Below are 24,234 nucleotides of genomic sequence, written 5' to 3'. Positions count from 1 at the left end.
GCGCGCAGAGGCGACCATGCAAGAAACTTCGAGGAGATTTCCATGACACGCAACATCGCCGATATCCGCCGCGACTATGAAGGGGGACAGCTCGACGAGGCCCAGGCCACCGAGAACCCCATGGAGCTGTTCGAGGAGTGGCTGGCACTCGCGCTCGAGAGCGAGGGCGATGACGGCAACGCCATGACCCTTGCCACCGTGGACAGCCAGGGGCTGCCGCACGCGCGCATCGTCCTGCTCAAGGGCATCGACGACCAGGGCCTGGTCTTCTACACCAACTACCACAGCCACAAGGGCAGCGAGCTCACCAATGTCCCGAATGCCGCTCTGGTATTCTGGTGGCCCAGCCTGGCGCGCCAGGTGCGGGTCGAGGGCAGCGTCGAACAGGTCAGCGCCGAGGAGTCCGACGCCTATTTCGCCAGCCGTCCGCGGGCCAGTCAGCTGGGCGCCTGGGTGGCCACCCAGAGCGTGGTGATTCCCGGGCGCACCTGGATCGAGGAGCGCCAGAGCCGTTTCGAGCAGGCCTACGAGGGACAGGAGATCCCGCGCCCCGTGCACTGGGGCGGCTACCGCGTGGTGCCCACCATGATCGAGTTCTGGCAGGGCCAGCCCAGCCGCCTCCACGACCGCATCCGCTACGAGGCCCGCGACGGCCAGTGGCAGCACTTCCGCATGGCCCCCTGAGCGACCCTGCGGCCCGACACAAACCGCAGATCGACAACGCGAGACCCCCGCCACCGGCGGGGGTCTCGCGTTGGGGGCCGCGTGGCGCTCGCCCTCAGTCGGGCAGGCTCTCCAGGCGATGGCGCTGCCATTCGCTCTGGGGCTCGTTGAGGCGCAGCACCGCATCCACCACCTGCTCCTCCATGTTGTAGCGCTGGCTGAACCCCAGATGCTTCATCAGGGCGCGCATCGGGTGGTTGTCCACCATGATCTTGCCGATCATCTCCAGGGTGCCGACACTGCGACAGTAGTCGATCATCTTGTTCATCAGCAGGCTGCCGATGCCGAGCCCCTGGAGGTCATCGCGGATGATCACCGAGAACTCGGTGCGGATGTTGTCCGGGTCGTTCCACACTCGCACCACGCCGAGCATCTCCTTGCTGCCATCCTCCTGCAGGTGTTCGGCGATGAACGCCATCTGCCGGTCGTAGTTGATGTGCGAGAGCATCGACAGGTCGCGCTGGGTGAGGTCCGACTTGTTGTGGAAGTAGCGGAAGCGGATGCTCTCCTCGGAGAGCTGGCGGTGGAAGCTGGTGATCAGCGGGGCGTCCTCGGCCCGGATCGGGCGCACCTCCACCTCCCAGCCGTTCTTGAGGGTCACCCACTCTCGCAGCTCCTCCGGGTAGGGCATGATCGCGAAGCGGGCCGGGGTGCCGAGGTCCATGGCGAAGTCCACCGCCACCATCTCGTCACGGTTGAGCAGCAGCGGGTTGATCTCCATGCCGCGCAGCTCCAGCAGGTCGCTGGCCATCTGCGACAGCTTGACCAGCAGCTGGCAGAGCCGGCCGATATCGCGCTGCGGGTCGCTGGAGTGCTCGTGGATCAGGCGTGCCACGTGGGTGCGGTCCACCATGTCCTCGGCCAGGGTCATGTTGAGGGGGGGCAGCGCCACCTGGCGGTCGGCCAGGATATTGACCTTGTAGCCGCCGATACCGAAGACGATCACCGGGCCGAACACCGGGTCCCGGGTGACCCCGGCGCACACCTGCAGCGAGTGCTTGCCGCGCTGCATGGGCTGCAGGCAGTACTCGCGAACCCTGAAGGCGGGATACTTCTCGCTCACCTGTTCGCCGAGCAGCGCGACCCCCTCGGCCACCTGCTCGGGGCTCTTCAGATCCTGCAGCAGCCCCGCCGAGACCCGGTGGGGATGCTTGCGATAGCGAAACGGCCGGCAGTTCCCCTCGTGCACCACCTTGAGCGCCATGGCGCCATCGAACGCCTCCGCCGCCTCGGCGCCCTCCTCGGGGGTCGCCACGTAGCGGCTCTGGGCCACCGGAATGCCGTAGGCCTCCAGCACCTGGGCGGTCTCAGAGTGGGAGAGCGTCTCGCGCCCCTCGGCCTTGGCCTCCCGGATCAGGGTGCGGCAGCGGGCGCGGATGTCCGGCGTGGTGGCAAACGGCAGGCTGGGTGGAGTCTCCTGCAGCAGCGCCTGCACCCGCTGGTAGTCCACCATGTGCATGAAGGCGTTGATCGCCTTCTCGGGGGAGACATAGGTGGGAATCCCCGCCAGGTTGCACTCGTGGCGCGCCGAGAGCGCCTCCTCGAGCCCCATGAAGCTGGTCAGCAGGTTGCGGCGAAAGCGCTTGCGGTTGGCCACCACCGCCTCGGCGGTGGTCCTGGAGGGCGCCAGGCGGGTCGGCGCATGCACCACCAGCACGGCATCGACGCCGGGGTCGGCGGCCACGATCTCGATGGCATCGACGAACTTCTCGGGGGTGGCGTTGCCGCCCAGGTCCACCGGGTTCTCCCCCGGCTTGCTCATGTCGAAGTCGCCCTGCCTGAGGGCGCGGCGCGTCTCCTCGGTGAACAAGGCCAGCTTGCCCCCGGCGTGGATCAGCTTGTCGATCGCCAGCATGGCGGGGCCCAGGCCGTTGGAGACGATCGCCAGGCGGTCGCCGCGCAGCGGCTTCATGCGCGACAGGGTCATCAGCGCATCGAAGAGCTCATCGGAGTCGTGGACGCGCACCACCCCGGCCCGGGAGAAGGCCGCATCGAAGATCTGGTCGCGGTTGGCGACCCCCGGCGTGGGCGGCAGGCCGGTGAGGTCCGACTGGGGCGTGCGGCCGCTCTTGATGGCCAGCACCAGGCGGTTGCGCGAGGCGTCGCGCAGCGCGGTCATGAAGTGCTGGGCGTCGAGGATCTTCTCCAGATGGAGCAGGATCGCCTGGGTCGGCGAGAACTGGTTGATGTAGTCGAGCAGGTCGGGAAGCATCACGTCGACGCTGTCGCCGAGGGTGATCAGGTGCGAGAAGCCGACACCGCGCCCCGCCGCCCAGTCGATCATCGCCGTGCCGAGCATGCCCGATTGGCCCAGGTAGGCCACCTTGCCGGCCTTGATCGGCCGGTTGGCATAGGAGGCGTTGAGCTTGCGGCCCGGCACGATCAGCCCCATGCACTCGGGCCCCAGCACGCGGATCCCCGACTGGCGAGCGGCATCGAGCATGCGCTGGCGGATCGAGGCCTTGCCGTCGCGGGCCTCGTCCAGATGGGAGCCACCGGAGAGCACCAGGGCGGCGCGCACCCCGATGCTGCCCAGCCGCGCGATGCGCCCCGGCACCGTGGCCACCGGCGAGCAGATGACGGCGAGGTCCGGGGCCTCGGGAAGCTGGCCGATGCGCGCGAAGGCGGGCTGGCCGAAGACGCTCTCGTACCCCTTGGGGTTCACCGCCCAGATGGTGCCCGGAAAGCCAGCCTCCTGCAGGTTACGGATCACCAACCCGCCCAGGGAACTGGCCTTTTCCGAGGCGCCGATCACGGCGATGGTGCGAGGTTCGAAGAAGTGAAGCAGGAAACGGGTGCTCAAGACGCTCTCCCGACGGCTGGTGGCTGGATTGGCTGCCTACTGTGTACGACCTATTGACACTGTCTGGCAAGGGATTAGGCAAAGTAAAGTGACGCCAGTCAGCCTGGAGGCACCGATGATCACCGGTTACATCACCCATCCCCACTGCCAGCTCCACCACATGGGCCCCGAGCACCCCGAGAGCCCGCTGCGGCTGGAGGCGATCCGAGCCAGGCTGTCCCTTTCCGGGCTGCTGCAGCAGACCATGCAGTCCGAGGCCCGCGAGGCCACCGAGGAGGAGCTGGCGCGGGTCCACCCCCTGCGCCACCTGCGCGCCCTGGACAAGTGCGTGCCCGATGAGGGCATCGTCACCCTGGACAGCGACACCATGATGAACCCGGACAGCCTCAACGCCGCCCGGGTGGCCGCGGGGGCGGTGATCCGCGGCGTCGACCAGGTCTTTCGCCAGCAGGCCGACAACGTCTTCTGTGCGGTGCGCCCCCCCGGCCACCATGCCGAGGCCACCGATGCCATGGGCTTCTGCTTCTACAACAACGTGGCGGTGGGGGCCGCCCACGCCCGCGCCAAGTACGGGGCGCGGCGCATCGCCATCCTCGACTTCGACGTGCACCAGTGCAACGGCACCATCGACATCTTCAAGGATGACCCCGATGTGCTGGTCTGTACCAGCTTTCAGTACCCCTTCTACCCCTGGCGCTACCTGCGCAGCGAGTGGCAGAACGTGGTCAATACCCCGCTGGAGGCCGGCACCGACGGCGCCGCCTTCCGCCGCGCCATCGAGGATGACTGGCTGCCCGCCCTGCACCGCTTCAAGCCGGAGCTTGTGCTGCTCTCCTCGGGCTTCGATGCCCACCGCGAGGACGAGATGGCCGAGCTGTGCCTGGAGGAGGAGGACTTCTACTGGATCACCCATATGGCCATGGAGATCGCCGCCCTCTACGCGGATAACCGGCTGGTCTCGGTGCTCGAGGGCGGCTATCACCTGGACTCCCTGGGCCGCAGCGTCGAGGCCCACCTCAAGGCGCTGCTCGGCCAGCCCTTCGGCGACGCCCCCGCACCCTCGGCCTGAGGTTTCCTGTCGGCGGGAAACGTTCCCCGCCGACGGCGGCGCCGGGTCGGCCTGAGAACGGCGTTATCGCCGACGGGCTGTGATAAGCTTGAGTAAACCTGTTTCCGATAGTGAATTTCTGCCGATGACCGCCACCACCGATCAGGACGCCGCCCTGCGCATCGCCTCGGGCCGCAAGCCGCTCGTCGAACCGCTGCGCCTCGGCGAGCGCCTGCGCGAGATCCGCCTGGCCAACCAGTGGACCCTGGAAGACGTCAGCCAGCGCACCGGGCTCGCCCGCTCCACCCTCTCCAAGATCGAGAACGACCAGATCTCGCCTACCTTCACCGCTGTGCAGAAGCTGATCGGCGGGCTCGGCATCGACCTGCCCCAGCTGCTCACGCCGCCTCGCCAGCAGAGCCGTACCATGGGCCGCCGCGACCTGACCCGCCGCGGCCACGGGCAGCAGCACCCCACCCCCACCTATGAGCACGAGCTGCTCAGCTGCGAGCTGGCCCAGAAGCGCATGATTCCCTTCAAGACCATCGTCCGGGCGCGCAGCTTCGATGAGTTCGGCGAGTGGGTGCGCCACGACGGCGAGGAGTTCCTGATGGTGCTCGACGGCGAGATCCTGCTCTATACCGAGTTCTACGAGCCGCTGCGGCTCGAACAGGGCGACAGCATCTACTTCGACAGCGACATGGGCCACGCCCTGATCTCGGTGAGCGATGAGGATGCCGTGGTGCTGTCGGTCTGCACTCGAGTCGACGCCGCCTGAGTCAGCCCCTGGCGCCAGCCGCCCGGTCTCCCGGGCGGCGCTGAGGGATGGCATCCAGCACCAGGCGCTCGCCGGCGTGGATCGCCTGGAAGTGGCGCCCCTTGGCGCGGGCGATCAGCATCACCCCGAAACGGCTGGCGAGCTCGACCCCCTTCTGGGTCACCCCGGAGCGCGACACCAGCACCCCGATGCCCATCTGGGCCACCTTGAGCACCATCTCCGAGGTGAGCCGCCCGGTGGTGTAGAAGATATCCGCCTGCCCCGAATCCGCCTCTGCCAGCCACTGCCGCCCCGCCAGGGTATCCACGGCGTTGTGGCGGCCCACGTCCTCCACGAAGTCCAGCACCCGGGCCTGATGGCACAGCGCACAGCCGTGCACCGCTCCGGCGCTGCGGTAGGTCTGGTTGTGCTCGCCGAGGTTCTCCAGCAGCGCATAGAGGGTCGACTGGCGCAGCGGCGTCTCGGCCAGCGGGCGGCGAGGCACCGCATCGAGCAGCCGGCCGAACACCGTGCCCTGGCCGCAGCCGGTGGTCACGGTGCGATGCCCCAGACGCTCCTCGAGATCCTCCGGCAGGTGTCGGGTCACCACCGCCGCGGCCTCGACCTCCCAGTCCACGTGCACCGCCACGAGATCGTCGCCGCGGGTCAGCAGCCCCTGGTTGCGCAGGTAGCCCACCACCAGCGCCTCGGGGTCATCGCCCAGGGTCATCAGGGTGACAATCTCGCGCCTGTTGAGATAGAGAGTCAGCGCGCGCTCGGCGGCGATGGCCTGGCGACGGGGCTCGCCGAACTCGTCGAGGACCTCGATCTCCAGGGTGGCGGGCAGGCGGGCATGGCTGCGGGTGAACGGCATGAGGCGTCTCGTCTGTAGTGGGTGGGTGCCGACGGCGACTTGACCATCATGGCACCCTGGCGCCTTACTGTCTCCAGTACCGCCGCCATCACCGCCCTCGGCTCCCCCCCTCCACAACAACAGGAGCGTGCCGTGACAGACGCCCACCATATGCGCCCCTTCGGCATCACCCTGGCGGCCCGTGAGCACACCATCAACGGCTTCCGGGCTACCCAGTGGCACATCGCGGACCTGACCCCGGAGCGGGGCGGCGATGCCACCCTGTGGCTGCAGCTCACCATGACCGAGCGCGCCGCCTACCGCTTCAATCTCTCCTCGGGCAACCCTCGCCTCTTCGTGCGCGCCGGCTTTACCGGCGGCCCCGCCAGCGCCGCCGCCATCACCGCCAGCCAGGACGTGGCCGCCGCCTGGATGGACGGCGAGCAGCAGGTGCTCGAAGCCCCCATGCCCCTGGCCATCCAGGTGTGGATCGAGGCCTATCTGGCCCGCCACGGCGAGGCGCCCGTGGAGGAGCGCAGGAAGAAGCGCAAGGGCGCCGGACGCGCCCGGGAGGCTCAGCCATGAACCGCCTGGAGCGTTGGTCGCGCCGCAAGCGCGGCCTGGAGGCCGAGCCCGCCGCCTCGGCGGAGGCGGTGCCACCTCCGCACGAGGCAGCGGCCGCCAGCGACGAGCCGGACGCCCCGCCTCCCCTGCTGGACGATACCCTCCCCGACCCCGAGAGCCTGCCGCCCGGCAGCGAGGTCAGCCGCTATCTGCAGGAGGGGGTCAGCCAGGCGCTGCGCCGCCGTGCCCTTCGCCGCCTCTGGCAGGCCGACCACTACCAGGTCCGCGACGGCCTCGACGACTACGACGGCGACTACAGCCAGCTCGAGCCCATGACCCGGGAGGTCGCCGAACGCCTGCGACACTGGAGCCGGCGGGTCAACGAGGCCCTCGAGCCCGAAGAAGCCATCGAGGAGGCCGCCCCTGACGAGGAGCAGGCGCGGGTCGCCGACGACGAGGCTCACCCTCCGGTCGAGCCCGCCCCGGACGCGGCACCGGTCGGACGCGACCAAGGTGGCATAGGTCATATTAGCGATTCTCGACAAGACTGAGAGGAGCCCTACCCCCCAACAACAAGAGGTGTTCATGCCCGCCCCCATCGCCCTGACGTCGCTGGATGACCGGCGCAACCGTGCCGCCCGCGACGCCGCCAGGCGCCGCATCTCCTGGCCGGCCAACCTGGCTCCCGAGACCGTGGAGTTCGAGAGCCAGGGCCATCTGCTGATCCTGGGCAGCGAACTCGACGCGCGGCGCGCCGCCGCCACGCTGATCGACCGGCTGCCGGGCATCGCCCTGCTGGTGACCGAGCGCTCCAGCGCCGAGGATGACCCGGCGCTGGAGCAGATCTGGCAGGCTACCGCCGCCCTGCCCTGCCATACCGCCGCCAACGCCGACGCCCTGCGCCTCGAGGGCTACCTGGGACGCTTCCTGGCCACCCTGGCGCTGGACGGGGAGAGTGTGAACCTGGCCCAGGCCACCCTGGGGCGGCCCCGCTTCGACCAGGTCCTCGACCTCGGCGCCCGGCCGCACCTGACCCTGGAGCTGCCCCCGCCGGGCTACCTGGCCGTGCGCTGGGGCAGCGCCGAGGCCGACCAGGCGCTGGAGACGCTGGCCGCCTCCGTCGGCGTCTTCGAAGCCCCTCGTCACGTGCAGATCAACGCCGATCTCTGCGCCCACCAGCGCAGCGGCCTGCCCGGCTGCACCCGCTGCCTGGAGACCTGCCCGGCCGACGCCCTGGCCAGCCGCCAGGGCCGGGTCGAGGCCTGGATCGAGGTCGACCCGCACCGCTGCCACGGAGCGGGCAGCTGTGCCAGCGCCTGCCCCACCGGGGCCATCGAGTATCGCCTGCCGCACCCCGCCCCCCTGGAGGGCTACCTCGCGGGGCTGCTCGGCGCCTATGGCGAGGCCGGGGGCGAGCACCCGGTGGTGCGCTTCGTCAGCGAGGCGCGCCGCCGCTGTGAAGCCGCCGAGCCGGCGGGCCATGTGCTCGACATCGAGCTGGAGGAGCTCGGCGCCGCCGGGCTCGACCACTGGCTCTCCGCCCTGGCGGCCGGCGCCGCCGAGGTGCGCCTGCAGCGCGATGCCGAGACCCCTCCGACCCTGCAGCAGCAGCTCGAGGCCCAGGCTGTCCAGGCCAGGGAGCTGCTCTCGGCCCTGGGGCACCGCCCCGAGCGTCTGGCATGGCTCTCCATCGAGGACGACGGCAGCGCACGCGACGCCCTGCCCCGGGAGGCGGCGCTGATCGCGCGCCCCCGTGCCGAGCCGGCGGGTGGCAAGCGCGAGCGCCTCAACGCTACCCTCGACTGGCTGGCCGCCCAGGGGGCCCCGAGCGGTGAGAGCCACGCCCTGCCCGCCGGTGCGCCCTTCGGCGCCATCGAGGTGGACACCGAGCGCTGCACGCTGTGCCAGGGCTGCGTGGCGCTCTGTCCCACCCCGGCGCTCTCCGGCGGCGACGACACCACCCCGCGCCTGGCCTTCCGCGAGGCCGACTGCATCCAGTGCGGCCTGTGCGCGGCCGGCTGCCCGGAGCAGGCGATCCGTCTCGCGCCGGGGTTCCTCGCCGCGCCCGAGCGGTGCGAGACCCGCGTGATCAAGGAGGAGCCGGCCTTCGCCTGCATCCGCTGCGGCAAGCCCTTCGCCACTGCCAGCACCATCGCCAGCATCCAGCGCAAGCTGGCCGACCACCCCTATTTCGCCGGTGAGGCCCGCGCACGCCTCGAGATGTGCGAGGACTGCCGCGTCCAGGACGTCTGGCAGGAGCTCGCCCGCGACCCCGAACGCCAGCTGAAGGTGTAGCCATGCATGACAACCGCCAGACCGTGGCCGCGGTGGATGAACGAGAGGCTCTGCGCGCCGATATCTACCGCCTGCTTGCCCGGCTCCTGCTCGCGCCGCCGGATGCCGAGCTGCTCGATCTTCTTGCCCACCTGGAGCCCGACGAGGACGGCGGCGAGATGAGCGCCGCCTGGCAGGCGCTGGCCGATGCCGCCCAGACGACCACTCCCGAGGCGGCCGGCCGGGCGCATTTCGAGCTGCTGGTCGGGGTGATCCAGGGGGAGGTCACGCCCTACGCCTCCTGGTACCTGCACGGCACCCTGATGGACGAGCCCCTGGTGGCCCTGCGCCGCGACCTGCGCCGGCTGGGCATCGCCCGGGCCGAGGAGAGCCGCGACCCCGAGGACCACCTGGGCGCCCTGCTCGAAGTGATGGCGCTGCTGGTGGAGGGCGGCTCACCCGACCAGGCGGCCTTCTTCCATCGCCACCTGGCCTCGTGGGCGCAGCGTTGTCTGGCTGACCTGGCGAGGGTGTCCCCCCCCATCTACGCTGGTACTGGGCGCCTGGGCATTGCCTTTCTGGCGCAGGAGAGGCAGCGCTTCGAGGCCATGACCGAGGAGTCACCGGTACGCATGATCGACCCGGCTGCCGGTTAGCCACCCTGGCCATTCGACTGACGCGGCCGACAACAACCAACAAGAACGTCCCAACGCCTGATTCGAGGAACCACGCCATGAACCGACCCCACGACGCCCAGCGTCGCCGCTTCCTCCGCACCCTGGGGGCCGGCGGCGCCCTGGCCGGTACCACCGCTGTCATCGGCCATGTCAGCCTCAGCCAGGCAGACGCCCCACCTTCCCCTGAGCGCGAACCGGCGGAGAGGAACTACCGGGAAACCGAGCATATCCGCACCTACTACGCCACCCTGCGCGACTGAGCGCCCCGCCCAGGTCAGGAGGTAAGACACCATGCGTCTGACACGCAAGCAAGACACCCCACGCCCGGCGGGGCTCGGCATCTCCCGCCGGCAGTTCCTCAAGCGCAGCGGCGCGGCCACCGGGGGTCTGGCGGCCGCCGGCTTCATGGGCCACGGGATGATGCGACCCGTCGAGGCGAGCGGCAAGACCCCGGTGCTCGACTCCCCGGTCGAGGTCAAGCGCACCATCTGCTCCCACTGCTCGGTGGGCTGCGGCACCTACGCCGAGGTGCAGGAAGGGATCTGGACGCGCCAGGAGCCCGCCTTCGACCACCCCATCAACCGCGGCGCCCACTGCGCCAAGGGCGCCTCGCTGCGGCAGCATGGCCACTCCAGCCGCCGCCTCAAGTACCCCATGAAGCTGGTCGGCGGCCAGTGGCAGCGGATGAACTGGGACGAGGCCATCGAGGAGATCGGCGACAAGGTCCTGGCCCTGCGCGAGGCCCACGGCCCCGACAGCATCTTCTGGCTCGGCTCGGCCAAGTTCAACAACGAGCAGGCTTACCTGCTGCGCAAGTTTGCCTCCCTGTGGGGCACCAACAATACCGACCACCAGGCGCGCATCTGTCACTCCACCACGGTCGCCGGGGTGGCCAACACCTGGGGCTACGGAGCGATGACCAACTCGCTCAACGACATGCACAACAGCCGCTCGATGCTGTTCATCGGCTCCAACCCCGCCGAGGCCCACCCGGTGGCGATGCAGCACTTCCTGATCGCCAAGGAGCGCAACAGCTGCGACATCATCGTCGCCGATCCCCGCTTCACCCGCACCGCGGCCAAGGCCGATACCCATGTGCGCATTCGCCCCGGCTCCGATGTCGCCTTCATCTGGGGCCTCTTGTGGCACATCTTCGAGAACGGCTGGGAGGATCGCCAGTACATCCAGCAGCGGGTCTACGGCATGGACGAGGTGCGCGCCGAGGTCGCCACCTTTACCCCGAGGGTGGTGGAGGACGTCACCGGCGTGCCCGAGGCCACCATGCGGGACGTGGCGCAGCGCCTGGCCACCCAGAAGCCGGGCTGCATCGTCTGGTGCATGGGCGGCACCCAGCACACCACCGGCAACAACAACACCCGCGCCTACTGCATCCTCGAACTGGCCCTTGGCAACATCGGCAAGTCCGGCGGCGGGGCGAATATCCTGCGCGGCCACGACAACGTCCAGGGCGCCACCGACCTCGGCCTCGACTCCAGCTCCCTGCCGGCCTACTACGGCCTGGCCGAGGGGGCCTGGCAGCACTGGGCGCGGGTCTGGGACGTCGACTACGAGTGGCTCAAGGGCCGCTTCGACCAGACCGAGTACCACGACGGCCTGCCCATGAACAGCAGCGGCATCACGGTCTCGCGCTGGGTCGACGGGGTGCTCGAGGAGGACGAGGCGATCTCCCAGCGCACCGCACTCAAGGCGATGTTCTACTGGGGCCATGCGGTCAACTCCCAGACCCGCGGCCCCGAGATGCGCCGCGCCATGCAGAAGCTCGAGATGATGGTGATCGTCGACCCCTACCCCCCGGTGGCCGCGGTCATGCATGACCGCACCGACGGCGTCTATCTGCTGCCTGCCTGCACCCAGTTCGAGACCACCGGCAGCGTGACCGCCACCAACCGCTCGCTGCAGTGGCGCGACAAGGTGATCGAGCCGCTGTTCGAGTCCAAGCCCGACCACGAGATCATGTACCTGCTGGCCGAGAAGTTCGGCTTCGCCGAGGAGCTGACCCGCCATATCCAGGTCAACGGCAAGGAGCCGCTGATCGAGGACATCCTGCGCGAGATCAACCGCGGCACCTGGACCATCGGCTACACCGGCCAGAGCCCGGAGCGCCTCAAGGAGCACCAGAAGCACTGGCACACCTTCAGCTTCGAGGACCTGCGCGCCGAGGGCGGTCCCGCCGACGGCGACTACTACGGCCTGCCCTGGCCCTGCTGGGGCACGCCGGAGTTCGCCCACCCCGGCTCGCCCAACCCGCCTCCTCTACGACCCCAGCGTGCCGGTCAAGGAGGGCGGCATGGGCTTCCGGGCCCGCTTCGGCATCGAGCGCAACGGCGTGAACCTGCTGGCCGAGGGCTCGGCCCCGGTCGCCGGCGAGCTCGACGATGGCTATCCCGAGTTCACCGACCAGATGCTCAAGGACCTGGGCTGGTGGGACGACCTCACCGACGAGGAGAAGGCCGCCGCCGAGGGTGAGAACTGGAAGACGGACCTCTCCGGGGGCATCCAGCGGGTGGCCATCGAGCACGGCTGCGCTCCCTACGGCAACGCCAAGGCACGCGCCGTGGTATGGACCTTCCCGGACCAGGTGCCCAAGCACCGCGAGCCGCTCTACACCACCCGTCGCGACCTGGTCGAACAGTTTCCCACCTGGGACGACTTCCGCTCGCTGTTCCGGCTGCCCACCCTCTATCGCAGCATCCAGGAGAACGACAACTCCGACCGCTACCCGATCATCCTCACCTCGGGTCGCCTGGTGGAGTACGAGGGCGGCGGCGAGGAGACCCGCTCCATGTCGTGGCTCGCCGAGCTGCAGCAGGAGATGTTCGTCGAGGTCAACCCGGCGGATGCCAACGACATCGGCATACGCGACGGCGACACCGTCTGGGTCGAGGGCGCCGAGGGCGGCCGCGTGCGGGTCAAGGCGCTGGTCACGCCGCGGGTCGGCCGCGGGGTGGCCTTCATGCCCTTCCACTTTGGCGGCATCTTCCAGGGCGAGAATCTCCACGACCGCTACCCGGAGGGGGCGGCGCCCTATGTGCTGGGCGAGGCAGCCAACACGGCGACCACCTACGGCTATGACCCTGTGACCCTGATGCAGGAAACCAAATGCACCATCTGTAGGATCGAGCGCGCCTGAGCGATCGACAGCGACCAGGAGAACAAGACATGGCACAGATGAAATTCATGTGCGACGCCGAGCGCTGCATCGACTGCAACGGCTGCGTCACCGCCTGCAAGAACGCCAACGATGTCCCCTGGGGCATCCAGCGCCGGCGGGTGGTGACCCTCAACGACGGCCAGGCCGACGAGGTCTCGATCTCGGTGGCCTGCATGCACTGCGACGACGCCCCCTGCATGGCGGTCTGCCCCACGGACTGCTTCTACAAGACCGACGACGGCATCGTCCTGCACGACAAGGACCTCTGCATCGGCTGCGGCTACTGCCTCTATGCCTGCCCCTTCGGCGCCCCGCAGTTCCCCAAGCAGAACGCCTTCGGCGAGCGCGGCAAGATGGACAAGTGCACCTTCTGCGCCGGCGGACCGGCGGACAGCAGGGAGGAGGAGTACGAGAAGTACGGGGCCAACCGCATTGCCGAGGGCAAGCTGCCGCTGTGTGCCGAGATGTGTTCCACCAAGGCGCTGCTCGCCGGCGACGCTCAGACGGTGGCCGATATCTTCCGTCAACGGGTCATCCATCGCGGGCATCCCGACGGTGGCTGGTCGAGCAACCAGCGCCGCGAGCAGGAGCGCACCCGCGGCGGCGGCGATCTCTCCCAGGCCGATGCGCTGGCCTATGACGCGACCCGCCAGGGCTAGGAGGTGATGCCATGTGCCTGTGCCGAAATGGGCCCCTGAGGGGGCTGCTGCTGGCGGTGCTGCTGGCCCTGACCGCCCTGCTCGCCGCTCCCGCCATGGCCCAGGCGGAGACCGAACGCGAAGCGGCTACCGCGGTGGGCGGCGTCAGTCCCGATATCTGGCGCCAGGTGCGCAGCGGCGAGGTGGATGCCAACTTCCGCGACACCCGCTTCGATTCCACCTACAACCTGGTCAACTCCAGCGGCGAGCGCTGGCGGCAGCTGCGCAACCGCTGGGTCTCCCCCTTCGGCCTGATCGCCGTAGGCGGGATGATCGCGGCGATTGCGCTCTTCTACGTGATCATCGGCCGCAAGGACCTCAGCGAGCCGCGTACCGGCCGCAAGCTCTTGCGCTGGCCACTATTCGTGCGCTCGCTGCACTGGACGGTGGCCACGCTGTTCATCGTCCTGGCGCTCAGTGGCCTGAACCTGCTCTACGGCAAGTTCGTGTTTCGCTCGCTGTTCGGCGATGCGGTCTGGGGCGCGATGATCTCGGCCTCGAAGCTGGCCCACAACTACCTTGGCCCGTTGTTCGGGGTGCTGCTCATCGTGCTGCTGGCCAGGGTGCTCAAGCACAACTGGCCGAAGCGCCACGACCTCGAGTGGTTCCGCCAGGGCGGCGGCTTGGTGGGCAAGGGCCATCCCGATGCCGGCTTTGCCAACGGCGGCGAGAAGCTGTGGTTCTGGCTGCTGGCCACCGCCGGTCTGGCCGTGGTGGCCAGCGGCTTCGTGCTGGACTTCCCCAACTACGGCCAGAGCCGCGACACCATGCAGTGGGCCAACCTGATCCACGGGGGCGGCGCCCTGGGGCTCACCGCGGTGGCGCTGGGCCATATCTACATCGGCACCATCGGCTCGGAGGGATCGCTGGAGGGCATGACCACCGGCTACGTGGACGAGACCTGGGCCAAGGACCACCACAATCTCTGGTACGAGGAGGTCAAGGACCAGGCGGTGCCCGAGGAGCGCCTTGACGCGGCCAGTGCCACCGATGGCGACCGCAACGAGACGGCCTCTCGCCCCGGATGAACCGCGTTGAACCGCCCCCCACACGACACCGCCTACGGGCGGTGTCTTTTGTTATGCTGGCTCCATCCTGACCCAACTCACCCAGGGAGAACGAGAGCGCCATGGACCATCTCGACGACGCCACCCGCACCGAACTCGAGGCCGCCGCCTTCCGCCGCCTGCTCAGGCACCTCGACGAGCACAAGGAAGTGCAGAACATCGACCTGATGATCCTGGCCGACTTCTGCCGCAACTGCCTCTCCAAGTGGCTGGTCAGTGCCGCCGAGGAGCGCGGGGAGGCGCTCGACTACGAGGCCGCCCGCGAGTACGTCTACGGCATGCCCTACTCGGAGTGGAAGACACACTACCAGCAGGAGGCCACCCCCCAGCAGCAGGCCGCCTTCGCGGCGCGCCAGGCCCAGAAGCAGGAGAAGGCACGATGAGCGAAGCGATGCTCCCCCTCTCCATCGCCGTGCTGACCATCTCCGACACCCGCACCGAGGCCACCGATCGCAGCGGCCAGTCGCTAGTGGATCGCCTGACCGAGGCCGGCCACCGCCTGGCCGACCGGCAGATCGTCCCCGACGATATCTACCGTATCCGTGCAGTGGTCTCGGCGTGGATCGCCGACCCCGACGTCCAGGTAGTGCTGACCACCGGCGGCACCGGCTTTACCGGCAGGGACTCCACCCCCGAGGCCGTCAGGGCCCTGCTCGACAAGGAGATCGAGGGCTTCGGCGAACTGTTCCGCCAGCTCAGCTGGGACGAGATCGGCAGCTCCACGGTCCAGAGCCGCTGCCTGGGCGGCCTGGCCAACGCCACCGTGGTGTTCTGCCTGCCCGGCTCCACCGGCGCCTGTCGCACCGGGTGGGACGGCATCCTCGCCGAGCAGCTCGACAGTCGGCACAAGCCATGTAACTTCGCAAACCTCGTGATCCCGGAGCGAGGCCAGCATGTCTGACGCCAATATCTCCCGGCACAAGCCGTGTAGATCCTTGCAAGTTCGGGCCAACTACGTGATCCCTGAGCGAGGCCGGCATGGCTGATCTCAAGCCCGTCGAGGCGGCACTCACGGCGCTGCTGGAAGGGGTCATCCCCCTTTACGGGGAGCGAATCTCCTGCGAAGAGGCCGCCGGGCGCATCCTCGCCGAGTCGGTGCCGGCACGCCTCGACGTGCCCCCCTTCGACAACAGCGCCATGGACGGCTACGCGCTTTACCACGGCGATGCCGGCGGCTGGCTCAGGGTGAGCCAGCGCATCGCCGCGGGCGCTACCGGTGGCCCCCTGGAGCGCGGCACCTGCGCACGCATCTTCACCGGCGGCGCCATCCCCCCGGGGGCCGACTGCGTGGTGATGCAGGAGCGCTGCGAGCGCGAGGGAGAGCGCGTGCGCATCCCGCCGGAGGTCCCGGCCGGCGACAATGTCCGCCGCCGCGGCCGCGACGTCAGCGCGGGTGACGAGCTGCTGCCGGCCGGCGAGCCCCTCGAGGCAGCGGCGCTCGGCCATCTCGCCGGCCAGGGCATCACCGAGGTGACGGTGCGCCGCCGCCCCCCCGGTGGCGCTGCTCTCCACCGGGGACGAGATCGTCGACCCCGGCCGCCCCCTCGGCCCGGGTCAGATCTACAACTCCAACCGCCCCATGCTCAGGCGCTTGCTCGAGCGGTTCGGCGCCGAGGTGGTGCGGGTCGCCGCGATTCCCGACGATGCCGAGGGCACCCGCCAGGCCCTGGCCGCGGCGGCCCGGGAGGCCGACGTGGTGATCACCACGGGAGGCGTCAGCGTCGGCGAGGAGGATCACGTCAAGGCGGCGGTGGAGGCGCTGGGGCAGCTGGACCTGTGGCGCCTGGCTATCCGGCCCGGCAAGCCGCTGGCCCTGGGGCGGCTCCCCGCCGAGGGTCACGAGGCCCGCTTCGTGGGCCTGCCGGGAAATCCGGTATCGAGCTTCGTGGGGGCCTGGCTGTTCCTGCGCCCGCTGATGGGCGCGCTGCTCGGCGCACCGGCTCTGCTCGAGCTGCCGCGCCTGGCGGCGCGCGCCGCCTTTGCTACCCAGACCGGACCCCGCGCGCACTACATGCGCGTTCGCCTCGAATTCGGCACGGAGGGCATCAGTGCCCACGCCTTCCGCGACCAGAACTCCGGGGTGCTCTCCTCCTGCATCGCGGCGGATGCCCTGGCGGTGGTCCCGCCGGAGACGCGCCTCGAGGTGGGCGATAGGGTCGACTGCCTCTGGATCGGCGGGGCCTGAGCGCCTCGCCGGCTAGGGATGTGCCGGCACCTCCAGCGCCTGGCGCACCTCCGGCCACAGGCGCAGGAACTCCTCTTCCAGACGCCGCTGTTCCTCCTCGAGCCAGGGCACCAGCTCGGCCAGCCGATTGGGGCCGGAGAGGCGACGGCCGATACCGGCAATCGCCCGACAGGTGAAGGCGAAATCCGCATAGCGATGCAGCCAGTCCTGCTCCACCAGCACCGGCACCAGCGTGGCCAGGCGCGCCGGCGCCGGCCGGGCCCGCAGCACCCGGTAGGTGCGGGCCACCAGCGGGGAGTGCCCGGCCTGAAGGCCCAGCTCCCGCGCCACGAAGTGATCCCACACCAGGTCCAGGGCGATCCCGGCATAGCGACGCTGGCGATCGGGCGCCCGGCGACGGATCCGCGCCACGACGGGATGCGCATCCACGAAGGCGTCCACCCGACGGTGGTGGCGAATGCCGGCGGCAACCCCCCCCGGCCAGGCGGAGAGATCGCTCCCCTTGACCCCGTCGGCGATCAGGTTGCCCCACAGGAAGTCATCACTGCCGCCACGGGCCAGCCAGGCATGCGCCAGGAAGTTCACGGGTCGCTCACAGGCAGTGGGTGGGCTTGGGCAGCCCGGCGATGCGCGCGGCGAGCTTGGCCGGGCTGCCGGGGAAAAGCCGCATCAGGTGGATCGAGCGGCCCTTCTCCTCGCCCAGGGCCCTGGCCACGGCCTTTACCAGGGGCCGCATCGCCGGCGCCTGCTCGAAGCGCTGGTAGAAGTCGCGCAGCACCTGGATCACCTCCCAGTGCTCGTCGGTCAGCGTGATGCCCTCCTCCTCGGCCAGGCACCTGGCGACTTCGGGTGTCCAGTCGCCGAGGACGACCAGGTATCCCTCCGGATCCAGAGTCACCTGTTGATCGTTAACAGCTAGATAACGGTATATTTCTGTGGTCGCCATCAGAACCAGCTCACCGTGCGCTGCGCCTCTTCGGTGAGGGTGACGAAGCCCTCCATATCGACCCGGATCACCGAGTCGGCGCTGAGCGGCACCAGCCCGCGGGCGGCGAGGTCCTCCTCCAGCACGTAGAGGCGCCCCTGCAGGTCACCGAAGCGGCCCGCCAGGCTTTCCAGGGCGCCCTGCACCCCGTCCTCGATCATCAGGAGCCGATCGGCCGGCCCCATGGCGGCCAGCGCCTGGCGGTAGACCTCGCTAGTGGCCGGCGAGCGATTGAGAATATGCAGCAGCATCGGGTCTCTCCGGGCGGCCCCGCCGCCCTCAGAAGGTCAGTACCAGCGAATGGTCGGCGGTCAGCGCAGGCAGCTGCGCGGCCGCGACCGCCCTGGCGGGAAGCATCAGCCCCTCGACCGCCAGGCCAAAGCGCGCCAGCGCCTCCGCCTCCACCAGCAGGGTATCGATATCGTACATCTCGAGCATCTCGAGGGTGGGCGCGGTGCCCTTCTGCCCCAGGGGGCCGTTCGCCTGGCCGGGCACCAGGGCGGTGACGCCCTCGCCCATGAAGAGCAGAGTCACCCGGCGCCCGAAGGCGGCGGCCACCAGGGCGGCATCCAGGCCCTCGCGCAGCCAGCTGGTGCCGTGGGGGGCGTGACGCAGGATGACCAGCAGATCCCCGTCGACGCCTTGTACCTTTTCGTTTGGCATGGGCACTCCTCAGGGTCCGAAGGTGACCAGGCGATCGCAGTGCAGGCCAAGATCCACCAGCTGCCCCAGCCCGGTCAGCTCGAAGGGGGGCTCGATGCTGTGGCCCTGCTTGCCGTGGCGGGCCGCCTCGCGCTCATCGAGCAGGCCGCGGCGCAGCGCCGCGGCGATGCAGACCTGCAGCGGCACGCCGTGCTCGGCGGCCAGCGCAGCCCAACCGTCCACCAGGTGCGGCTCGTCCTGCGGCGGCGTGGCCAGGCGCGCGGCATTGTGCACACCGTCATGGTAGAAGAATACCCCCTCCAGGCGGTGGCCACGCCCCACCAGCGCCCGGGCAAAGCGCAGGGCGGAATGGGCGGCCTGGCTGCTGTAGGGCGCCCCCATCAACAGAATCGCGTAGCGCATCATCGCACTCGACACTCCACAAACAGGCTGGCCCCGCCGAGGCGGGGCCAGCCGAGGTCCTCGTGACCCGCCAGGATCAGTCGTTGCTCATGATGCCGAGCAGCGACAGCAGGCTGATGAAGAGGTTGTAGATCGACACATAGAGGGTGATGGTGGCGAGGATATAGTTGGTCTCGCCGGCCCGGTGCACGATCTCGCTGGTCTGGTAGAGGATCGCCGCCGAGGCGAACAGCACGAAGCCGGCGGAGACCATCAGCATCAGGGTCGGAATCTGGAAGATCAGCCCGGCGACCATGGCCAGGATCAGCACGATGGCACCGGCCATCAGGAAGTTGCCCAGGAAGCTGAAGTCCTTTTTGGAGACCAGCGCCACGGCGGAGAGACCGATGAAGGTCAGGCCGGTCATGGCCAGGGCGTTCATGACCAGGGCGGCACCGTTGGGCAGCGCCAGGTAGGCGTTGAGGATCGGCCCCAGGGTGAAGCCCATGAAGCCGGTGAAGGCGAAGGTCGCCAGCAGGCCGGCGGCCGAATTGGCGGTCTTGTGCACCAGGAACATCAGGCCGTAGGCGCCGATGAAGAACACGAAGATGTTGAGGCGTTCAACGCCCATGGCCATGGCGGCGCCAGCGGTCACCGCCGAGAACATCAACGTCATGGCGAGCAGGCCATAGGTATTGCGCAGCACCTTGTTGGTGCTGAGCGCCTGGCTCTGCTGACGGGTAAGCTGGGTGTCTTGGTATGCCATGGATCCAGTGCTCCCTGTGTTTGGTTGGTCGTGGCAGTGGACCTAGAATGCCGACTCGAGGTTCCCCGCGCAAGCCCTTGATGGGCATCGCTCAACGCTGTTTCCCTGCGCCCAGCAGCCGGGCAGCCAGCTCGGCGGCCGTCGCGCAGACCCCATCGGCGGCCGCCGTCAGGGCTTCGAGCTCCATCCAGCGGGCCTCGCTGGCGTCATCGCCAGCGACCGGCTCGCCCGCTTCCCACGCCATGCGCATCACCACCACCACGTAGTGGAAGCGCAGCCGGCCATCGCTCTCCCGCTCGATGACATCGAAGGCGGTGAGCGGCTCATCGGCCCTGGCCCGCACGCTGGTCTCCTCGAGCAGCTCGCGCTCCGCCGCCACGGCGAGGGGCTCCCCCGCCTCCACCTTGCCGCCCGGCAGCGCCAGCCGTCCGGCGTTGGGCGGGTGGCGCCGCCGCACCATCAACAACCGCCCTCCTCTTACCACCGCGCAGGAGACGGCGGCGGCCGGAAAGGCGTTGGATTCATTCCTGGTCATGGCAGGCTCCCTGGTCGCGGAATGACGTCTGGCACCCTGACGGCATCCTGGCTAACGCCTTGATCCCAAGGCCCTCTTGACCCGGCACCGAAAGCTGGTAATATTCACCGCCGTAAGCCGGAGGGATGGCAGAGCGGTTGAATGCACCGGTCTTGAAAACCGGCAAAGGTGAAAGCCTTTCCAGGGTTCGAATCCCTGTCCCTCCGCCATCGCATCAAGAGAATCAGGCACCTGCGGGTGCCTTTTTCGTTTCTGGCCATCCAACCCCACCATTCCCAGGAGGGCGCCATGGCGCTGAAGGCCACCATCTGCAAGGCGCGCCTGCAGGTTGCCGACATGGATCGGCACTACTACGGCGAGCACGTGCTGACCGTTGCCCGCCACCCGTCGGAGACCGACGAGCGCATGATGCTGCGCCTGCTGGCCTTCGCGCGCCACGCCCATCCGGACCTGGCCTTCGGGCGCGGCGTCAGCACCGATGACGAGCCGGACCTGTGGCTCAGGAGCCTCACCGGCGAGATCGAGCTGTGGATCCAGCTCGGTCAGCCGGACGAGCGGGAGATTCGCCGGGCCTGCGGCCGTTCGCGGCAGGTGGTGATCTACACCTATGGCGGCCACGGCTCCCGGCTCTGGTGGGAGCAGCTCGCCGGCAAGCTGAGAACCCTGGCCAACCTCACGGTCATCGATGTCGCGCCCGAGACCGTTGCCGAACTCGGCAGGCTGGCCGCTCGGGGAATGGACCTCAATGCGACCCTGCAGGACGGCATGATGTGGCTGGCCACGCCGGAGGCCTCCGTGGAGGTCGGCGTCGAGATCCGCCAGCAGGCCAGCGCGGCTCAGTAGAGCCTCAGCCCCACCTTGGTCACGGTGTTGCCCTCCATCTCGCTGACCACCCAGTGGATGCCGTGCCAGTCCACGTCGTCCCCCACCACCGGATGCCCGCCCACCCGCAGGGAGATGAAGTCCGCCAGGGTCATCTCCTTCTCCGCCTGGCTGAGCGTCAGACCGTAGGCATCGGCGATATCCTGCATGCGCGCCTCACCGGCGAAGGTAAAGGTACCGAAGAAGGCGCGCTCCTGCTTGAGCTTGGCATCGCCGTTGAAGAGCCGGTTCAGCGCCGGCAGATCCTCGCTGCGGCCGATCACGCAGATCACGTCATTAAGCTGCAGGCGGGTGCTGCCCTTGGGGTGCAACATCACATGGTCGCGGAACAGCGCCGAGATCAGCGCCCCCGAGGGGAAGCGCAGCAGCCGGATGGGCACGTCCTCGAGGTCGGAGTTCTCCACCCGGTAGACGAACATCTCGAAGTCGTTTTCCGGCAGGATGCCCAGCGGGCCGCGCTGGTTGGGGGTCACCGATGACGGCACCTCGACCTTCATCAGCCGCGCCATCCAGCCCAGGGTCCCCCCCTGGACCAGCAGCGAGAGCAGCACCACCGCAAAGGCCACGTTGAAGTAGAGCGAGGCGTTCTCCACCCCGCCGATCACCGGGAAGATCGCCAGCACGATGGGCACCGCGCCGCGCAGGCCCACCCAGGCGATGAAGCCGGTCTCCCGCCAGCGGAACTTGAAGAAGGGCTTGATGCTGATCAGCACCGCCAGGGGCCTGGCCACGAAGATCAGCGCCAGCGCCACCAGGCTGGCCGGTAGTGCATACTCGATCATCTCGCTGGGGGTCACCAGCAGCCCCAGCACCAGGAAGAGGCCGATCTGGCTGAGCCAGGCCAGGCCATCGTGTACCGGCAGGATGAAATTGAGGTGGCGCCCGGGCTGGTTGCCGATCATCAGCCCCGCCAGGTAGATCGCCAGGAAGCCGCTGCCGCCGAGGAAGCTGGTCAGGCCGAAGACGCAGAAGCCCAGCGCCAGCGCCAGCAGCGAGTAGAGCCCGGGGGCCAGATCCACCCAGCGCAGCAGCTTGCCGCTGAGCCAGCCAGCACCCACGCCGATGGAGAGGCCCAGCCCGAACTGCTGGACCAGCAGCAGCAGGGTGTCGGCGGTGCCGCTCACCTGCCCCACCAGCATCTCCACCAGCACCAGGGTCAGAAAGATCGCCATGGGGTCGTTGGTGCCGGACTCGATCTCGAGGGTCGCCCCCACCCGCTCGTTGAGGTTGACGCCTCGTCCGCTGAGCATCGAGAACACCGCGGCGGCGTCGGTGGAGCCCACGATCGCCCCCACCAGCAGCCCCTGCAGCAGCGAGAGGTCGAAGATCCACATGGCCAGCAGCCCGATCAGCCCGCTGGTGATGAAGACGCCGAGAGTCGCCAGCGAGAGCGCCGGCCGGAAGCCGACCCGGAAGGTCTTGAGGCGGGTGCGCAGCCCGCCATCGAGCAGGATCATCGCCAGCGCCAGGTGGCCGATGGTGAAGGCCAGGGTATAGTCGTCGAACTGGATGCCGAGCAGGCCCTCCTCCCCCGCCAGCATGCCGAGGCCGAGGAAGATCAACAGCAAAGGCAGCCCCACCAGACTGGAGAGGCGACTGGCCAGCACGCTGAGCGCGATCAGCAGGCCGCTGAGCATGAAGAGGGTATTGATGGCGTCCATGGCATCCTCGAGGCGGTGAAGGGCCATTATCGCATGCGGCTTGCAGCGGCGCGACGCCGCCGGCCCGGGCTGGTCAGCCCTTCCCGAGAGCGGCTACACTCTGCTGCCGCCAGCCGGCCAGATGCCGGCACCACTGCCGGAGCCCGTGCATGCCCGACCCCGCCCAGCCCAGGCGACTGACCGCCGTGGCGTCCGCCCTCACCCTGCTGATGGCGGCACTCTCGAGCCTGGCGCCGATGACGAGCGTAGCGGCCGAGGAGCCCCCGCCCCTGGTGGTGCCCGACCTCCCCCGGGACGCACCGGCGCCCGCCAAGCTTGCGACGACCGTCCTGGTGCCCGAGATCCCGGCGCGGGAGCAGGCCCTCGAGGAGCCATCAGAGGCCCCGTCAGAAGAGACAGCCGAGGAGACGCCCAAGAAGACGACCGAGAAGGCTCGGGAGGCAGGCAGTGAGTCCGCTGTTGTGAGGCCGGCACCGCCGCCCCCGGCCGGCGATGCCACCGGCCACACGGATGGAGAGGACGCCATCGGCGCCGCCCCGGCTCCCCAGGACAGCTCGGACTCACCGGAGGCCGATGCGACGAGCGATCTGGTCGACGAGGGCCCCAGGGTGGCACTCACGCCTCCCGAGCCCCTCGAGCCGCCGCCCCTCAAGCCCCTGGAGATCATGCTGGACTGGTACCCGGGCCCTCAGCACGCTGCCCTGTTCATCGCCCTGCACAGGGGCATGCTGGAGCGCCGGGGCCTGCAGGTGACCCTGACCACCCCCGCCGCCCCCACCCTGCCGACGCGGCTGCTGGCCGCCGGGCGCATCGATCTCGCCCTGAGTCGTCAGCCGCTGCTGCATCTGCAGGTGGATCGCGGCATGCCGCTGGTGCGGATCGGCACCCTGGTCGAGCTGCCCCTGGCGGGTCTGCTGCTGCGCGACGACGGCGACCTGGCGTCACCGGCCCAGCTGGCGGGCAGGCGCATCGGCTACTCGGTGGAGGAGAGCCGCGAGCTGCTGCTGCCGCTGCTGCTCAAGCCCCACGGTATTGCCATCGAGGAACTCGAACTGGTGGACGTCAACTTCAGCGCCGTGAACGAGATGGTCGACCAGGGACTGGACGGCGTGATGACGCCACAGCGCCTCGGCCTGCCCCGGCGACTGGGCGACGAAGGCCTCTCCACCCACCTGCTGCGACTCGAGGAGCACGGGATCCCACGCCACGAGGGGCTGATCCTGGTGGCTAACCGCGACCGCGTGGGTGGGCAGCGAGAGAGCCTGCGGCGCTTGCTGGAGGCGCTCGCCGAAGCCACCGCCTGGAGCCTGGAGCATCCCGAGGCGGCCTGGGCGCTCCTGGCGGAGCGGGAACCCGCCATGGACACCCCGGCGAACCGGGACGCCTGGCTGTCCATGCTGCTGCGCCTGAGCGCCCGCCCCGCCGCCCTGGACCGGGGCGGCTATGCCCGCTTCGAGGCGTTCCTCCACGAGCGCGGCCTGACCGAGACCCTGACCCCGGTCGGCGGGCTCGGGGTCGACCTCGGCGCCCCCTGAAGGCG

At 69.3% G+C, this 24,234-nt stretch carries 26 protein-coding genes, 1 tRNA gene and 1 pseudogene; 18 read left to right on the top strand and 10 right to left on the bottom strand.

Annotated elements, in window-relative coordinates; genetic code table 11:
* Positions 1 to 42 precede the first annotated feature (42 nt).
* A complete protein-coding gene (pdxH, locus tag B6N23_RS00550) occupies positions 43 to 684 on the top strand; it encodes a pyridoxamine 5'-phosphate oxidase (RefSeq protein WP_110068723.1) in 642 nt (213 codons plus the stop codon).
* Positions 685 to 778: 94 nt separating this feature from the next.
* Here pdxH and B6N23_RS00545 read toward each other — a convergent pair whose 3' ends face one another.
* The gene (locus B6N23_RS00545; protein ID WP_305501171.1) at positions 779 to 3,526 is read right to left on the bottom strand and encodes a bifunctional acetate--CoA ligase family protein/GNAT family N-acetyltransferase; all 2,748 of its coding nucleotides are present in this window, start codon (positions 3,524 to 3,526) and stop codon (positions 779 to 781) included.
* A gap of 115 nt (positions 3,527 to 3,641) precedes the next feature.
* On the opposite strand from B6N23_RS00545, the gene B6N23_RS00540 reads away from it, so the two are divergent.
* The gene (locus tag B6N23_RS00540) at positions 3,642 to 4,595 is read left to right on the top strand and encodes a histone deacetylase family protein (RefSeq protein WP_305501167.1); all 954 of its coding nucleotides are present in this window, start codon (positions 3,642 to 3,644) and stop codon (positions 4,593 to 4,595) included.
* A 124-nt stretch (positions 4,596 to 4,719) separates the two neighbouring features.
* The gene (locus B6N23_RS00535; RefSeq protein ID WP_119021083.1) at positions 4,720 to 5,352 is read left to right on the top strand and encodes a helix-turn-helix domain-containing protein; all 633 of its coding nucleotides are present in this window, start codon (positions 4,720 to 4,722) and stop codon (positions 5,350 to 5,352) included.
* Between the two features lies 1 nt (position 5,353).
* Here the strand turns inward: B6N23_RS00535 and B6N23_RS00530 are convergent, their stop codons facing one another.
* Positions 5,354 to 6,205, bottom strand: coding sequence for a formate dehydrogenase accessory sulfurtransferase FdhD (locus B6N23_RS00530; RefSeq protein WP_305501165.1), 852 nt, complete (start codon positions 6,203 to 6,205; stop codon positions 5,354 to 5,356).
* 132 nt (positions 6,206 to 6,337) lie between these two features.
* On the opposite strand from B6N23_RS00530, the gene B6N23_RS00525 reads away from it, so the two are divergent.
* From B6N23_RS00525 to B6N23_RS00475, 12 genes and pseudogenes are all read left to right on the top strand, one after another.
* Positions 6,338 to 6,769 carry a DUF3305 domain-containing protein gene (locus B6N23_RS00525; RefSeq protein ID WP_369424763.1) on the top strand — a complete coding sequence of 144 codons (432 nt, stop codon included), beginning with the start codon at positions 6,338 to 6,340 and terminating at the stop codon, positions 6,767 to 6,769.
* On the top strand, positions 6,766 to 7,299 hold the full coding sequence (locus B6N23_RS00520) for a DUF3306 domain-containing protein (RefSeq protein ID WP_110068728.1): 534 nt from the start codon (positions 6,766 to 6,768) through the stop codon (positions 7,297 to 7,299). The genes B6N23_RS00525 and B6N23_RS00520 overlap by 4 nt, the downstream gene beginning before the upstream one ends.
* 34 nt (positions 7,300 to 7,333) lie before the next feature.
* Entirely contained in the window at positions 7,334 to 9,043 is a 1,710-nt protein-coding gene (locus B6N23_RS00515; RefSeq protein ID WP_305501162.1) for a 4Fe-4S dicluster domain-containing protein, read from the top strand.
* Between the two features lie 2 nt (positions 9,044 to 9,045).
* Positions 9,046 to 9,678, top strand: a complete 633-nt coding sequence (locus B6N23_RS00510; protein ID WP_305501160.1) for a TorD/DmsD family molecular chaperone — start codon at positions 9,046 to 9,048, stop codon at positions 9,676 to 9,678.
* A 77-nt stretch (positions 9,679 to 9,755) separates the two neighbouring features.
* Positions 9,756 to 9,959, top strand: a complete 204-nt coding sequence (locus tag B6N23_RS00505) for a twin-arginine translocation signal domain-containing protein (protein ID WP_110068731.1) — start codon at positions 9,756 to 9,758, stop codon at positions 9,957 to 9,959.
* A gap of 31 nt (positions 9,960 to 9,990) precedes the next feature.
* Complete coding sequence (locus B6N23_RS00500; protein ID WP_500796445.1) at positions 9,991 to 12,186, top strand: molybdopterin-dependent oxidoreductase; 2,196 nt, start codon at positions 9,991 to 9,993, stop codon at positions 12,184 to 12,186.
* A complete protein-coding gene (locus tag B6N23_RS17155) occupies positions 12,122 to 12,850 on the top strand; it encodes a molybdopterin dinucleotide binding domain-containing protein (protein ID WP_500796446.1) in 729 nt (242 codons plus the stop codon). The genes B6N23_RS00500 and B6N23_RS17155 overlap by 65 nt, the downstream gene beginning before the upstream one ends.
* A 29-nt stretch (positions 12,851 to 12,879) precedes the next feature.
* A complete protein-coding gene (gene fdh3B, locus B6N23_RS00495) occupies positions 12,880 to 13,530 on the top strand; it encodes a formate dehydrogenase FDH3 subunit beta (RefSeq protein ID WP_305501158.1) in 651 nt (216 codons plus the stop codon).
* An 11-nt stretch (positions 13,531 to 13,541) separates the two neighbouring features.
* Entirely contained in the window at positions 13,542 to 14,597 is a 1,056-nt protein-coding gene (locus B6N23_RS00490; protein ID WP_305501157.1) for a formate dehydrogenase subunit gamma, read from the top strand.
* Between the two features lie 101 nt (positions 14,598 to 14,698).
* Entirely contained in the window at positions 14,699 to 15,019 is a 321-nt protein-coding gene (locus B6N23_RS00485; protein ID WP_305501155.1) for a DUF1244 domain-containing protein, read from the top strand.
* Complete coding sequence (gene moaB, locus B6N23_RS00480) at positions 15,016 to 15,537, top strand: molybdenum cofactor biosynthesis protein B (RefSeq protein ID WP_119021092.1); 522 nt, start codon at positions 15,016 to 15,018, stop codon at positions 15,535 to 15,537. The genes B6N23_RS00485 and moaB overlap by 4 nt, the downstream gene beginning before the upstream one ends.
* 77 nt (positions 15,538 to 15,614) lie before the next feature.
* A pseudogene (locus B6N23_RS00475) lies at positions 15,615 to 16,821 on the top strand (molybdopterin molybdotransferase MoeA).
* 12 nt (positions 16,822 to 16,833) lie between these two features.
* Here the strand turns inward: B6N23_RS00475 and B6N23_RS00470 are convergent.
* The 7 genes from B6N23_RS00470 to B6N23_RS00440 all read right to left on the bottom strand — a co-directional run bounded on the left by B6N23_RS00470 (position 16,834) and on the right by B6N23_RS00440 (position 20,151).
* On the bottom strand, positions 16,834 to 17,406 hold the full coding sequence (locus tag B6N23_RS00470) for an ACP phosphodiesterase (protein ID WP_305501152.1): 573 nt from the start codon (positions 17,404 to 17,406) through the stop codon (positions 16,834 to 16,836).
* Positions 17,407 to 17,413: 7 nt separating this feature from the next.
* On the bottom strand, positions 17,414 to 17,767 hold the full coding sequence (locus B6N23_RS00465) for a TusE/DsrC/DsvC family sulfur relay protein (RefSeq protein ID WP_305501150.1): 354 nt from the start codon (positions 17,765 to 17,767) through the stop codon (positions 17,414 to 17,416).
* Positions 17,767 to 18,057: a sulfurtransferase complex subunit TusB gene (gene tusB, locus B6N23_RS00460; protein ID WP_110068739.1), complete on the bottom strand. Its 291-nt coding sequence runs from the start codon at positions 18,055 to 18,057 to the stop codon at positions 17,767 to 17,769. Before tusB ends, B6N23_RS00465 begins: the two co-directional genes overlap by 1 nt.
* 28 nt (positions 18,058 to 18,085) lie before the next feature.
* Positions 18,086 to 18,469, bottom strand: a complete 384-nt coding sequence (locus tag B6N23_RS00455) for a DsrE family protein (RefSeq protein ID WP_305501142.1) — start codon at positions 18,467 to 18,469, stop codon at positions 18,086 to 18,088.
* Between the two features lie 9 nt (positions 18,470 to 18,478).
* Complete coding sequence (gene tusD, locus B6N23_RS00450; RefSeq protein ID WP_110068804.1) at positions 18,479 to 18,871, bottom strand: sulfurtransferase complex subunit TusD; 393 nt, start codon at positions 18,869 to 18,871, stop codon at positions 18,479 to 18,481.
* Positions 18,872 to 18,947: 76 nt separating this feature from the next.
* Positions 18,948 to 19,616, bottom strand: a complete 669-nt coding sequence (locus tag B6N23_RS00445) for a Bax inhibitor-1/YccA family protein (RefSeq protein WP_169958318.1) — start codon at positions 19,614 to 19,616, stop codon at positions 18,948 to 18,950.
* 91 nt (positions 19,617 to 19,707) lie between these two features.
* Positions 19,708 to 20,151 carry an NUDIX hydrolase gene (locus B6N23_RS00440; RefSeq protein ID WP_169958317.1) on the bottom strand — a complete coding sequence of 148 codons (444 nt, stop codon included), beginning with the start codon at positions 20,149 to 20,151 and terminating at the stop codon, positions 19,708 to 19,710.
* 119 nt (positions 20,152 to 20,270) lie between these two features.
* On the opposite strand from B6N23_RS00440, the gene B6N23_RS00435 reads away from it, so the two are divergent.
* Together B6N23_RS00435 and B6N23_RS00430 are read left to right on the top strand one after the other, a co-directional pair.
* A tRNA-Ser gene (locus tag B6N23_RS00435) sits at positions 20,271 to 20,360 on the top strand.
* A gap of 79 nt (positions 20,361 to 20,439) precedes the next feature.
* On the top strand, positions 20,440 to 20,994 hold the full coding sequence (locus B6N23_RS00430; RefSeq protein ID WP_169958316.1) for a YaeQ family protein: 555 nt from the start codon (positions 20,440 to 20,442) through the stop codon (positions 20,992 to 20,994).
* Here B6N23_RS00430 and B6N23_RS00425 read toward each other — a convergent pair.
* Positions 20,988 to 22,694: a potassium/proton antiporter gene (locus B6N23_RS00425; RefSeq protein WP_302143116.1), complete on the bottom strand. Its 1,707-nt coding sequence runs from the start codon at positions 22,692 to 22,694 to the stop codon at positions 20,988 to 20,990. The two genes, B6N23_RS00430 and B6N23_RS00425, sit on opposite strands and share 7 nt — an antisense overlap.
* A 149-nt stretch (positions 22,695 to 22,843) precedes the next feature.
* On the opposite strand from B6N23_RS00425, the gene B6N23_RS00420 reads away from it, so the two are divergent.
* A complete protein-coding gene (locus B6N23_RS00420; protein WP_305501135.1) occupies positions 22,844 to 24,229 on the top strand; it encodes an ABC transporter substrate-binding protein in 1,386 nt (461 codons plus the stop codon).
* The last annotated feature ends 5 nt before the right edge of the window (positions 24,230 to 24,234 follow it).

The sequence above is a fragment of the Halomonas alkalicola genome (assembly GCF_030704205.1).
GTDB lineage: Bacteria > Pseudomonadota > Gammaproteobacteria > Pseudomonadales > Halomonadaceae > Halomonas > Halomonas alkalicola.
Note: the sequence above shows the minus strand (reverse complement) of the source record. Positions and strands in the feature narration are given on the sequence as shown.